The organism is Nonomuraea sp. NPDC051941 (genome assembly GCF_044593615.1).
On record NZ_JBIUCF010000041.1, the window covers coordinates 1 to 12,294 of the forward strand.

Below are 12,294 nucleotides of genomic sequence, written 5' to 3' on the forward strand. Positions count from 1 at the left end.
AGGCGGCGCAGCCGGTCGCCCTCGTAGGGGCCCGACTCGGCCACGACCTGCCGCAGGCTGAGGCCGGCGACGTACTCGCTGACGATGTACAGCGGCGCCACCTCGACCTGCGCCTCGATCACCTTGGCAGTGCAGAACGAGGCCACCCGCTGGGCCGCCGACGCCTCCTTGGCCAGCCTGGCCCGCGCCTGCGCGCCCTCGGACCTGGGCACCTTGATCGCGACCCGCTCGCCCCGCTCGCCGTACGCCTCATAGACGACGCCCTGGCCGCCCGCGCCGAGACGGCCGACCAGCCAGTACCGTCCCAGGCGGTGCGGGTCGGAAGAAGTGAGAGGAACCATCAAGTCCGCCATTCTGCTCGATCGGGGCCTTCCCGGACCGGCCTGGAGCTCCCGAAGCTACAGCGAGCCGCAAAATAGGGATCGTCGCGGTCAACGGGCCGGGAAGTTCGGCGCGAGCCGGTGACCGGGGGCGACCTTTGGGGCTGGTCGCACGGCCCCGAACGGAGGGCCTTTTGGAGCGCTTACCGCGTACCTTGCTCTTCGACTTCGTCATGATCGTTTGCGGCCGATTGATCCGACCGCGAAACAGGACGATCACTTGCGGCGGAGCCGGGTGGATCTCCAGCAGTCGCGTGGGTTGAACGGGCTCGGCTCGCGGGCGCGGGGCGCTGCCTGGCGGATCGGCCGGCCTGGGCGTGCGGCTCTCCTGCCGGTCCCGGCCGCCGCCCGTCAGGCAGCGCTCCGCGATTTCCTCGAGGCGTCCGTGGACAGATGCATCGCGCGTACGCGAACCCGCTGCCGCCCGATCCCGTTCCGCATCACAGCGATCAAGCACACCTCTGCATGACACCCTGGCGGCCCGATCGCGCTCGCTTTCGAGGCGGGCGGTCAGAGTACCGCCGCAACGGCTAGCAGTAGCTGGCGCCGTTGAACCTGCGCGGCGCCTTGGGCACGGTGCTGGAGATGGTCTCGCCGGGGTCGACGGTGAAGCAGCGGCCGTCCGCCCCGTACGACCAGTCGATGCGGTAACGCATCCGGACGCCGCAGTCGTTGCGGGCGTAGCCGGTCTTGTTGACCCAGCCGCTCTTCTGCCAGATGGCGACGCAGGCGGGGGTGTTGCCCTGCGCCTTGGCGGTGTCGGCGACGGCACCGGTCGGGGCGGCCGTCAGCATGGCGATGGAGGCCGCGCCACCGATGGCCAGGGCGGTGAGCGACTTACGAAGCTTGATGCTCATCGTCGTCTTCCTCTCGTGTTGTGGCTGATGAGAGGAAGGTAGGTGCGGCTGTGTTGAGTCCATGTTGAGGATTCGTTCAGGCCCCTCCGGACCCCGGCACGGGACCCGCATATGACCCAGCGTGAGCGGCCGGTCTGCTTCTTGCCCAGCCACAGCAGGAACAGCTGGAGCGGGAGGAGCACAACCGCGAGGGCGATGGCCCAGGCCAGGAAGATCGGGAAGTCGATCGCCCGGACCAGGGGGCGGCGATGAACGCGTACACGGCGACGATGACCGCGCCGGGCACCAGGTGCAGTGCGATGGAGAACGGGACGGAACGATGGTCGGCGGGGAAGCCATCGGATACGCCGCCCGCTTCCCCGGCAGGTTCACCGCCGCCGCCGCCTTCAGCGGAGCGCTCGACAACGACCAACCGGGCAACCCCGGCCTGCCCGCGATGGCCGCGATCGCGAGCGGCGCGTTGACCTGCGGCGCAGGGCTCCGGCACGTGGTGTGACTGGGAACGCAAGACGTTCGACCCCGGCATGAGCGCGACCGATCCCACCGCGTTCGCCTTCCCCAGCGTCAACGGCCCCGACTGGGCGTTCCCGTTCCGCAACGCCGACAACCAGACTCGGATCTACGTGGTCCCGACGTCGTCGGCGGCCGGGCAGGACGCGCCGGCGTTCGTTCACTACCCGCCCGGCGCCGGCCCGCGACCCGCCCTCGCAACGGGCGCTGCCTGCGCTTGCCCGTGACGGCACGCGTCTGTTGCGGCGGCCGCCGCGGCCGGGCATCGTAGAAGCGCCGTTCCCTTCCTGGAGGCGGACCATGACGCTGGTGCGGGGGTGAGGGTTTGTCCGGCAGGCTCGCGTCGTCCGCCCGTCGGCTTTCCGCTCTGGACCCGCGGTTGCTCGACGTCGCCCTGGCGGTCGCGCTGGGCGTCGGCACCTCGTTGTGGGAGGTGCTGGAGCTGGGCAAGGGGCGCCCGGCCGATGCGCAGTCGCTGGCGCTGACCGCGCTGGTGAACGCGCCCCTCGCGCTGCGCAGGCGGGCGCCGTTCACGGTCCTGGTCGTCTCGACGTCGGCTGCGCTGCTCTACCACCTGCTGGGCCACCACCCGGGGCTCAACAGCATCGGCCCGCTGCTGGCGCTGTACTCCGTGGCGGCGCACGGTTCCTGGCAGGCCGGCGCGGGCGGGGCGGTACTGGTGGTGGCCGAGTGGACGCATGCCTCGGTCAACCAACCCGGCGTGGCGCTGTGGTCGGCGCTGGGCCAGTCGCTCATCGTGGGCGGGTGGGCCTTCACCACGGGGACGATCGTGCGCCTGCTGAGCGCGCGCGGCAAGCAACTGGTGGCGCTGGCCGAGCAGTTGGCCGCGGAACGGGACGCGGCCGCCCGCCGGGCGGTGACCCGCGAGCGGGTGCGCATCGCCCGCGAGCTGCACGACGTCGTCGCACACCACATGTCGGTCATATCCGTACAGTCCGGGTTAGGCCGTTACGTGGCGCTGTCCGATCCCGCCACCGCGCACGCCACGCTGGGCGTCATCGCCGACACCAGCCACGAGGCGCTCACCGAGATGCGGCGCCTGCTGTCGATCCTGCGCGTCGAGGCCCACGAGCAGGACGAAGGGCGCTACTCCACGATGTCCCGCCTGAGCGACCTGGAGACCCTCGTGGAACGCATGCGCGCGGCCGGGCTGAACGTCCGGTTGACCGTCGAGGGCCCGGCCAGAACACTGCCGCCGGGCCTCGACCTGTGCGCCTACCGCATCGTCCAGGAGTCGCTGACCAACGTGCTCAAGCACGCAGGGGCCGACCGGGCGGACATCAACCTGACCTACGCCCCCGACAAGCTGACCCTCCGCGTCACCGACGACGGCGCGGGCCCCGCCCCGGGACCAGGCCGTGGCGGGCACGGGTTGATCGGCATGACCGAACGTGTCAGGCTCTACCAGGGAACGATCACCGCAGGCGGTCGCCCGCAGGGCGGCTACGAGGTTCTGGCGGCCTTCCCGCTCTCCCCCTCCGAAGAGGACGAACGGATCTGATGACCAAGGTCCTGGTGGTGGACGATCAGGTGCTCATCCGGGCCGGCCTGGCGGCGCTGCTGCGGGCCGCCGGGCTGGAGGTGGTGGGCGAGGCCGTCGACGGCGAGGAGGCCGTGCGCCTGGCCGCCGAGCTCCGGCCCGAGGTGATCCTCATGGACATCAGCATGCCGCGACTGGACGGCATCACCGCCATGGAGCGCATCCTGGCCTCCGCCGCCGGCCTCCCGCCCAAGGTCCTCATCCTGACCACCTTCGACCTGGACGAGTACGTCTACAACGCCTTACGCCTGGGGGCCAGCGGCTTCCTGCTCAAGGACACCTCCCCCGAGCGCATCATCTCGGCCATCGGCGCCGTCGCCGCGGGTGACGTGCTGCTGGCGCCGGGCATTACCAAGCGCCTGATCGAGGCATTCATCGTCCCGCCCACGCCCCCGCCCTCCCTCGACGGCCTGACCGCCCGCGAGACGGAGGTGCTGTGCCTGGTGGGGCAGGCGCTGTCGAACAAGGAGATCGCCGACCGGCTGTCGGTGAGCGAGGGCACCATCAAGACCCATCTCAACCGGCTGATGAGCAAGCTGGGCCTGAACAGCCGCGCGCAGGCGGTGGTGCTGTCCTACGACTGCGGCCTGGTCAAGCCGGCCGCCCCCTGACCGGCGCCTCAGCAGGCGGTGCGTCTGGGATGACGGATGTGCTGGCTCGGCCATGCTCCTTCGCCGCGCTGCGACTGCTGCCCATGAGCGATCGAGACAAGGACATACGCCGACGAGACCGGCTCGGCGGGGTCCGCCACGAGTACTCACATACCGCGTGACCTGTATGGATGTAATTTTCGGCAGGTGCGCTTCCGGACAGACCCGTTCTCCGACACCGACACCGTGCGTGCCTTGTCGGCGAGCCGCTCGGATGAGCGGCTAATCTATTAATAAACTTTACTTTAAATTCCGGACGGCTCGCAGGTAGAAAGAGCCTTATGAAAAGACATGCTCTTCGACTCGTGGTCATCGCCCTCGCCCTGACCGCCGTCGGCGGCATCCCCGCCTCCCCCGCCAACGCCGGCACCGCCGATCAGCTCGTGCCTCTCGGCCGCACCACGCTGGGTGGCGCCGACCCCAGCGTCATCAAGGTCGGCAATCTCTACGTCGCGGCCAAGTCGGTGAACGGCGGCGTCGCCGTACGGACAGCGACCACTCTCGAGGGCATCGCCGTCGCGTCCCCGCGCCAGGTGTGGATGGACACCGGCAACCTCGGTGAGGTGTGGGCTCCCGAGATCGTGCACCACGACGGCCGCTACCACATCTACTTCGCAGCGGGCCGCGGCGCCGCCCACCGGATGTACCACATCAGCTCCGCCAGCGCCGACTCCGGTTATTCCGCCGCGACGAAGGTCGCCCTGCCCGGCGACAAGTGGGCCATCGACGGCGTGCCGTTCACCTTCAACGGCCAGCGCTGGTTCGTGTGGTCCGGCTGGGCGGGCGACACCAACGTCGAGCAGAACCTCTACCTCGCCCGGATGAGCAGCCCGACCACGACCACCGGCGGCCGGTACATCATCTCCCAGCCGCGGGAGCCGTGGGAGCGGGTCGTCGGCAACCCGTTCATCAACGAGGGCCCCGAGCCGATCCTCGACCCGAACGGGCAGTTGCACATCGTGTACTCCGCGAACGGCAGTTGGAGCAGCAAGTACTGCCTCGCCGATCTGCGGCTGCGCTCCGGTGGTGACCCGACGAACGTGTGGGACTGGTACAAGAGCAACGGTTGCCTGTTCGGCTCGTACGCGGAGTACATGATGGCGGGCTGGACCCCGACGCTGCACGTGGACGGCCCGGGCCACCACACGTTCGTGCTGGAGCGCGGGGACATCGCCACCAGCCCGCCGTCCGGCAACCGGTTCCCGACCATGTACCACGCGGTTGCCAAGGGCACGCCGTACTCGTGGTCCAATCGGTACTGGTACACCGGCACGGCTGTGTGGTGGAGCAATACCACCTACCGGCGGGCGAACGTGCCCGGCGCCAACACCAACGTCGGGTACAGCCTCAAGTTCTTCGAATGACGCACGTACGACGCCCGATCCGCCGTCCTTGGTGAGCGCCTTGACTGGTTCGTCACATCCGAGCCGATGTCGGTGTGGAACGGCGCCTCCCGTACGGGCGACTGCCTGAATCACCCCGACGGCGCCGTCCGCGAAAGCGCGCTCGACGGCATGCAGGGCTCGGCGCACCACCGGGGTGACAGCCATCCGTGCATCTGGTGCGCATCGCCGAGCGCGCCGGGACCTCCCCGGCCGTGCCGGTGTTGTGGAGCTGCGAGTCGCCGCACCGGACCGCGACAGGAGCGGCCCGATCACGATCAGGATCACCGGTCCCCTCCTCAGCCGGAGGCGCTGCGGCCTTCGAGGCGGCTGATCGCCTGGGTTCCGGCGTTGCCGCGCAGGCCCGCGGCGTGGTGCCAGCCGTTCAGCGCACCGGGCTGGGTGAAGTCGACGCGGCCCTGGGTCGGTCGCGTAGATCCCGGACCTCGAGGCGTGCACGCCGGCCCCTGCGATCGGCATGCCGTCACGGGCGTCCACCACCCGGCCTCGTACCTCGATCGTCCTGCCTTGCACGGGGCCTGCCGCCGCAGGCGCGGGATCGGCGGAAGCGACGGCGGGGGCGGCCGGGGACAGCAGCGTCAAGACGGTGACCAGCCTGACGGCGAACGCCCGCCGCTTCCTCAGGATGGTTGACATCCCTCGGCCTCAGATCGCGCGTGCTCGATGGCGGCCGGACGTAGCTGTGCCGCGCGGATCCGCGAGACGTCCAGCTTGCTGGAGCGGTCGAAGCGATAGATCCCGTTCTGTTCCTGGAAGACGTCGGTGAGCTGCGTGTAGCAGTAGCCGAACATCCGAGGGTCGTTCAGCAGGACCCCGACCAGGCCGGCGAACCGCTGCTGGAGCTCCTCCTCGCCGGCGGGGCGCTCGCCGTATCCCCAGGAGCTCTCATCGGGACGCACGTCCGGATTCCACCAGATGCCGCCGAACTCGCTGCAGAAGTACGGCTGCCCCTGGTACGGCACCGACCACGCCGTGCCGTCGGGATCGGCGTTGACGTACGGCGTCCCGTCGGCCAGGCCCGCCATCAGCTTGCCGAACACCTCGGGATCCTGCTCGTAGCAGTGCGAGTCGTAGACGTCGGCGCCGGGGACCCGGTGCGCGTAGCCGGACGCGTCGATCACCGGGCGCGTGGGGTCGGCCGCCTTCGTGGCCAGGTACATGCCCCGGGTGACGTCGTCGAGCACGGTGATCCGGTCGTGCAGCCGCTGCCAGGTCTCGTTGAGCGGGCACCAGCCGACGATGCTCGGGTGGGAGTAGTCGCGCTCGACCGCCTCCAGCCACTGGGTCACGAACGACGCGGTCGGCTGCTGGTTGTCGCCGGGCGGCCCGCCGACGTTGGCCCCCCAGTCCCCGAACTCGCCCCAGACCAGGAAACCCGCCCGGTCGGCGTGGTACAGATACCGCTCCTCGAACACCTTCTGGTGCAGCCGCGCGCCGTTGAACCCCGCGGCCACGGCCAGCTCGATGTCGCGGCGCAGGGCCTCGTCCGTGGGCGCGGTCATCAGGCCGTCGGGGTAGTAGCCCTGGTCGAGCACGAGCCGCTGGTAGCGCACCTCGCCGTTGAGCAGGACGGCGTGCCCGTCGATGGCGACCGAGCGGAGCCCGGCGTAGCTGGTGGCGGTGTCGACCACGGCGCCGTCGCCGTCGAGCAGGTCGATGCGCAGGTCGTACAGGTGCGGGTCCTCGGGGGACCACAGCCGTACCCGGTCCTCCGGCAGCGGCAGCCAGACTTCGGCGGCCAGGTCGAGGTCGGCGCGAGCCTGCGCCTGCGCGAGGTCGCCGGCCTGGTCCGACACGGTCACCCTGACGGCGTGCCCGGGGCGGTCGCCCGACACCGGCACGGTGACGCGGAACGCGGAGGCCGCGACGTTCGGCGTGATCCGCGGCCGGCCGAGGTGCGTGCCGGGCACGGGCTCGCACCACACCGTCTGCCAGATGCCGGTGGTGCGCCCGTAGTGCGCGCCGCGCCCCTCGTAGTCGGTGCTCTGCTTGCCGCGCGCCTGCGGGCCGGAGCGGGCGTCGCGGGCGCGCACGACCACGGTGTACGTGTACGCCGGATCGGCCGCCGCGGTCAGATCGCAGGTGAACGGGGTGAACCCGCCCCGGTGCCGGCAGGCCTCGACGCCGTCCACCCACACCGTGGTGTCGTGGTCCACCGCCTGGAAGTGCAGCAGCACCCGCTGCCCGGCCCAGTCCTGCGGCACCCGGACGGTACGGCGGTACCAGACGGCCGGATGGAAGTCCGGATCGCCGATGCCGGACAGCGACGCCTCCGGGCAGAACGGCACGACGATCTCGCCGGTCAGATCCCGGTCGAGCAGGCCCCGGTCCAACCCGGAGTCGCCGGGGTCCCTCTCGAACTGCCAGGTTCCGTTGAGGCACCGCCATGCGGGGCGGACGAACTGCGGACGCGGGTACTCGGGACGGGGAATGACGGTGTTCACAAGACTCGCTTTCTCCGGGGATTCAGGATTTGACGGCACCGGCGATGCCCTCGACGAAGTACCGCTGCAGGACGATGAACAGCGCGACGACGGGCAGCAGCGAGATCGTCGCCGCGGCGGCCATGCCGGACCAGTCGGTGGTGTTCTCGCCGACGAACGCCAGCATGCCGACGCTGACGGTGCGCAGGTCGGGCCGGGAGAACGTGAAGACCAGCGGCAGGAAGAACGCGTTCCAGGTGTTCAGGAAGGTGAGCACGGTGACCGTGGCCGTCACCGGCTTGGCCAGCGGCAGCATGATGCGGAAGAAGACGGTCAGGAACCCGGCGCCGTCGATGAGCGCGCTTTCGGACAGTTCCTTGGGGATGCCGCGGAAGTATCCGGCGTAGAGCAGGATCGCCGACACGTTCGCGGCCCCCGACATCGCCACGATCATGCCCGTCAGCGAGTTCAGCAGGCCGAGCTGCTGGGAGAGCTCGACCAGCGGGATGATGGTGTATCCGGCCGGGACGAACAGCGTGGCGACCAGGACGCCCATGACGATCCGGCGCCCGCGGAAGTCGTGGCGAGCCAGGACGTAGCCGGCCATGGCGCACCGGACGAGCACCACCACGACCGTGCTCACCGTAACGATCACGGTGTTGAGCAGGTACTTCCCGAACTGCGCGCTGCTCCACGCGCGCTCGTAGTTCTCCCATGCCGGGTTGTCGGGCAGCAGGCCGAGCCCTTGGGTGAACACCTCCGCCGACGTCTTCAGCGACGCGGAGACCATCCACAGGAACGGGTAGATCCACAGCAGGCAGCCGATGGCGAGCGCGGCGGCGGCCAGCCACCAGGGCAGCCGGCGCAGCGTCGCGCTCCAGGTCCGTCGCGGGCGGGGGCGCGTCTGCGCGACTGTGCTCATGCCGCCCTCCTGGTCCGCCGGGCGGCGCGAACCGCGAGCAGTTGCAGGATGCCGACGAGGCAGACGAACAGGCCGAACAGGACGGCGGCCGCGGAGGCGTACCCGAGCCGGGGGATGGTGGCGGCGAAGGCCCACCGGTAGATGTAGACCTCGATCACCTCGGTCGAGTAGAACGGGCCGCCGCCGGTCATGGTCAGGACGAGGTCGAAGACCTGCAACGACGCCTCGATCGACAGCAGCGTGATGATGACCAGGAAGGGCTTGAGCAGGGGCAGGGTGATGTGCCGCAGGATGGCGGGCGCGCCGGCGCCGTCGAGGCGTGCCGCCTCGTACACCTCGTTCGGCACCGTCTGCAACGCGGCCAGCCAGTAGACCAGGGTGATCCCGAACCACTTCCACACGTACACGGCGATCGTCGTGCCCAGCGCCGTCGACGACTGGCCGAGGAAGTCGATGCCGTCCGTCACCAGGCCGGCCTCGCGTAACGCGAGGTTCACCGGGCCGCTGGCCGGGTCGAAGACGAACTGCATGACGACGCCGACGATCGCCGTGGTGGTGACCACCGGCAGGAACAGCGCGGTGCGGAACAGCTTGCGCAGCGGCATGCGGGGCGAGTTGAGCAGGATCGCGACCAGCAGGGTGACCAGCACCTGGAGCGGCACCGCGCAGACCATGAACGTCAGCGTCAGCCGGAACGAGCTCCAGAACATCGGGTCCGCGAGGACCTCGCGGTAGTTGGCCACGCCGATGAACGTCCGGCCCGTGTCGAACCCGTTCCAGTCGGTGAGCGAGTACGCGTAGCTGCCGATGATCGGGTAGACGGTGAAGGCGCCGTACAGCAGCACGGTCGGGGCCAGGAACAGCCAGACGTACGCGGTGCCGCGCGGTCGCGTTCCCGGCGCGGCGGGGAGTGCGACCGTCATCCGCGCGTCTCCGGAGCGCTCTGCCCGGTGCCGCCGATGGTGCTCTGGTCGACCACCAGCCGCCAGGGCGCCTCCAGATGGACGGGCGGGCCCTGGTCTCCCTCGACGCGCTCCAGCAGGCGGGTCACGGCGAGCTCGGCGATCCGCTTCTTGTCGGGCGCGATGGTGGTGAGCGCCGGATTGGCGAACCGGCCCTCCTCGATACCGTCGAACCCGACGACGGCGACGTCCTCGGGCACCCGCAGTCCCCGGGACACCACCGCCCGCACCGCCCCGATGGCCAGCAGGTCGTTGTAGCAGAACACCGCGTCCGGCGGCTCCGCCAGATCGAGCAGCTGGTCCATCGCGCGCCGGCCGTCTTCGCGCTGGTAGCGCCGCACCCGTACGGTGAGCTCGGGCCGGAGCGGCAGCCCCGCCTCGGCCAGCGCCTGCTCGTACCCGTCGGACCGGTGCGCCGAGGTCTGCCTCCGCGCCGCGGCGGTCTCCGAGCGCGGCAGGTGGGGCACGCCGATGGCGGCGATCCGGGTGCGGCCCAGCGAGATCAGGTGCGCCGTGGCGCTGCGGGCCGCGGCGGTGTCGTCGATGGCGACGTGGTCCATGCCCTCCACCCGCATCTCGCCCAGCATCACCGTCGGGCAGTTGCCGGCCCAGCGACGCAGCTCGTCCTCGGTCAGGCCGAGCGGGCTGAAGATGAACCCGTCGAAGAGGGCCGACCGGTCCCGCCGCATGACGATCTGCCGCTCCCGTTCGGCCACCCCCTCGGTGCGGTCGATGAGCACCGTGTACCCGCGCTCCTCGGCCCGATCCACCACGTGGGCGGCCAGTTCGGTGAAGTACGGCACGTCCAGCGGCAGCACGAGGGCCAGCAGGTTCGACCGCCCCCGGTTCAGGCTGCGCGCCGCGACATTGGGCCGGTAGTCGAGTTCGTCCAGGGCGCGCTGGACCTGGGCGCGGGTCTCCTCCGACACGTAGGCGAAGTTGTTCACGACGTTGGAGACGGTCCGCACGGAGACTCCGGCCAGCCGCGCAACGTCACGTTGTGTCACCACGGTCGTTCACATCCTCCAGGGGAAGCCGATGACATTGAGTTCATACAAGAGTCTTGCCGCGCGGCATGCCGCGTGGCAAGAATGAATTTGCCGCGCGGCAACATTTTTACGCGACGTTCACAGCCGCCGGTGGGAGGCAGGACCGATGACCGCGATGACTCGGCGGGGATTCCTCTCCGCAGCAGGCACCCTGGCCGCCGTGGCGGCGACCGGCGCGTGCGGTGGCGGCGGAGGCGGTGGCGGTGGCGGCGGTGCCGCGGGCGGGTCGCTGACCTGGTGGGATCACCAGAACCAGCTGCAGAAGGCGAAGGCGGACATCTTCGCCACGTTCGCCAAGAGCGCCGGCGGCGTCCCCGTCCAGTACACGTACTACAACCCCGCGAAGATGGGCCAGGCGCTGCAACTGGCCAAGCAGAGCAACCAGCTGCCGGACATCCACTCCAACGCCGGCCTCAACAACGTGCCGCCCGCGGCGCTCATCGCCGCCGGGTGGGCTCAGCCGCTGGACCTCGGCGACGAGGCGACGGCCCGGGTCAAGGACTCGCTCATCGAGGGCCTGCACGTCTTCGACGGCAAGATCTACGCCTTCCCCGTCTTCAGCCACCAGGTCTACGTCGCGGCGTCGTGGTTCAACACGGAGCTGGTCACGCGCGCCGGGCTGGACCCGCAGGCCCCGCCCAAGACCTACGACGAGTTCCGGGCCGCGGCCCGGACGGTGCAGAGCAAGAGCGGCGGCCAGTCGTACGGCTGGGTGTGGAACGTCGGCATGCCGCAGCGGCTGGGCGAGCAGGTCCACGACCTGGCACAGGCGGCCGGGTTCGAGGGCGGCCTCGGCCTGCGGTACGCCACCGGCGAGTACGCCTTCCACGCCGACGAATACCTCGACGTGATCGAGTTCCTGGTATCGCTGAGCCGGGACAAGCTGCTGGTGCCGGGGGCGAACTCCTGGACCGACGACGTGGCGCGCGCCCGGTGGACCGCCGGGGTGGCGGCGTACTACTTCGACGGCCCGTGGTGCCCCGGCGTGGCGCTGCAGAGCACGCCCGACTTCGCGGACAAGCTCGGCGTGGGACCGATCCTGGTGCCCGACGCGGGCGACACCGTGGCCACGTACCATGTGCCGCAGCCCGGCGAATACTGGCTGTCGCCCGGAAGCAAACACGCCGCGGCGGCGAACAAGCTGCTCGGCGACCACTTCACCACGGAGGACTACTCGCGCCGGGTCGCCGAGACCATGTCGCAGCCACCCCGCGACATCGCCGTCGTCGAACAGTCCCAGGCGCACCCCGCCTACAAGAAGCTGATCTCCTGGTTCAAGGAGAGCGTCTACCTCGCCCCCACTCCGGTCGCCGGGAACAAGGACGTCCAGCGGGTGCAGATCGAGTCCAAGCCGGTCACCCCCACCCTCGGGGACATCGTCCAGGGCGCGTTCAGCGGCGACGTCACCGACGTCCGCGCGGCGCTGACCAAGCTGTCCAGCGACAGCGCCAAGGAACGGGACGCGGCGATCGCGGCGGCCAGGGGCAAGGGCGCGAAGGTCGGCCTGGACGACTACGCCTTCCCCAACTGGAAGCCGCGGGCGGACTACCTCAAGCCCATGTACGCCGAGCGCTAGC

At 70.2% G+C, this 12,294-nt stretch carries 12 protein-coding genes; 6 read left to right on the forward strand and 6 right to left on the reverse strand.

Features of this window, described 5'->3' with window-relative positions; translation table 11 throughout:
- On the reverse strand, window positions 1-344 hold a 344-nt coding region (locus tag ACIHFD_RS47745), incomplete at its 3' end, for a protein kinase (protein ID WP_397372544.1).
- A gap of 566 nt (window positions 345-910) precedes the next feature.
- The gene (locus tag ACIHFD_RS47750; protein ID WP_397372545.1) at window positions 911-1,237 is read right to left on the reverse strand and encodes a hypothetical protein; all 327 of its coding nucleotides are present in this window, start codon (window positions 1,235-1,237) and stop codon (window positions 911-913) included.
- 319 nt (window positions 1,238-1,556) lie between these two features.
- Between ACIHFD_RS47750 and ACIHFD_RS47755 the strand changes: the two genes are divergently transcribed.
- The 5 genes from ACIHFD_RS47755 (at window position 1,557) to ACIHFD_RS47775 (ending at window position 5,322) form a co-directional block, all read left to right on the forward strand.
- Window positions 1,557-1,733: a hypothetical protein gene (locus ACIHFD_RS47755; RefSeq protein ID WP_397372546.1), complete on the forward strand. Its 177-nt coding sequence runs from the start codon at window positions 1,557-1,559 to the stop codon at window positions 1,731-1,733.
- A gap of 28 nt (window positions 1,734-1,761) precedes the next feature.
- The gene (locus ACIHFD_RS47760; RefSeq protein WP_397372547.1) at window positions 1,762-1,974 is read left to right on the forward strand and encodes a hypothetical protein; all 213 of its coding nucleotides are present in this window, start codon (window positions 1,762-1,764) and stop codon (window positions 1,972-1,974) included.
- A gap of 98 nt (window positions 1,975-2,072) precedes the next feature.
- Entirely contained in the window at window positions 2,073-3,269 is a 1,197-nt protein-coding gene (locus tag ACIHFD_RS47765) for a sensor histidine kinase (protein ID WP_397372548.1), read from the forward strand.
- Window positions 3,269-3,919, forward strand: a complete 651-nt coding sequence (locus ACIHFD_RS47770; RefSeq protein WP_397372549.1) for a response regulator — start codon at window positions 3,269-3,271, stop codon at window positions 3,917-3,919. The genes ACIHFD_RS47765 and ACIHFD_RS47770 overlap by 1 nt, the downstream gene beginning before the upstream one ends.
- 320 nt (window positions 3,920-4,239) lie before the next feature.
- A complete protein-coding gene (locus ACIHFD_RS47775; RefSeq protein ID WP_397372550.1) occupies window positions 4,240-5,322 on the forward strand; it encodes a glycoside hydrolase family 43 protein in 1,083 nt (360 codons plus the stop codon).
- A gap of 659 nt (window positions 5,323-5,981) precedes the next feature.
- On the opposite strand, the gene ACIHFD_RS47780 is transcribed toward ACIHFD_RS47775, so the two are convergent.
- The 4 genes from ACIHFD_RS47780 to ACIHFD_RS47795 are packed head-to-tail and all read right to left on the reverse strand — an operon-like array spanning window position 5,982 to window position 10,678.
- Window positions 5,982-7,805: a glycoside hydrolase family 2 protein gene (locus tag ACIHFD_RS47780; RefSeq protein WP_397372551.1), complete on the reverse strand. Its 1,824-nt coding sequence runs from the start codon at window positions 7,803-7,805 to the stop codon at window positions 5,982-5,984.
- Window positions 7,806-7,827: 22 nt separating this feature from the next.
- Window positions 7,828-8,706, reverse strand: a complete 879-nt coding sequence (locus ACIHFD_RS47785) for a carbohydrate ABC transporter permease (protein ID WP_397372552.1) — start codon at window positions 8,704-8,706, stop codon at window positions 7,828-7,830.
- Window positions 8,703-9,629 (reverse strand): sugar ABC transporter permease, encoded by a 927-nt coding sequence (locus tag ACIHFD_RS47790; protein WP_363971762.1) that lies wholly within the window; start codon window positions 9,627-9,629, stop codon window positions 8,703-8,705. Before ACIHFD_RS47790 ends, ACIHFD_RS47785 begins: the two co-directional genes overlap by 4 nt.
- On the reverse strand, window positions 9,626-10,678 hold the full coding sequence (locus ACIHFD_RS47795) for a LacI family DNA-binding transcriptional regulator (RefSeq protein WP_397372553.1): 1,053 nt from the start codon (window positions 10,676-10,678) through the stop codon (window positions 9,626-9,628). Before ACIHFD_RS47795 ends, ACIHFD_RS47790 begins: the two co-directional genes overlap by 4 nt.
- 145 nt (window positions 10,679-10,823) lie before the next feature.
- Between ACIHFD_RS47795 and ACIHFD_RS47800 the strand changes: the two genes are divergently transcribed.
- Window positions 10,824-12,293, forward strand: coding sequence for an ABC transporter substrate-binding protein (locus ACIHFD_RS47800; RefSeq protein ID WP_397372554.1), 1,470 nt, complete (start codon window positions 10,824-10,826; stop codon window positions 12,291-12,293).
- Window position 12,294 lies beyond the last annotated feature (1 nt).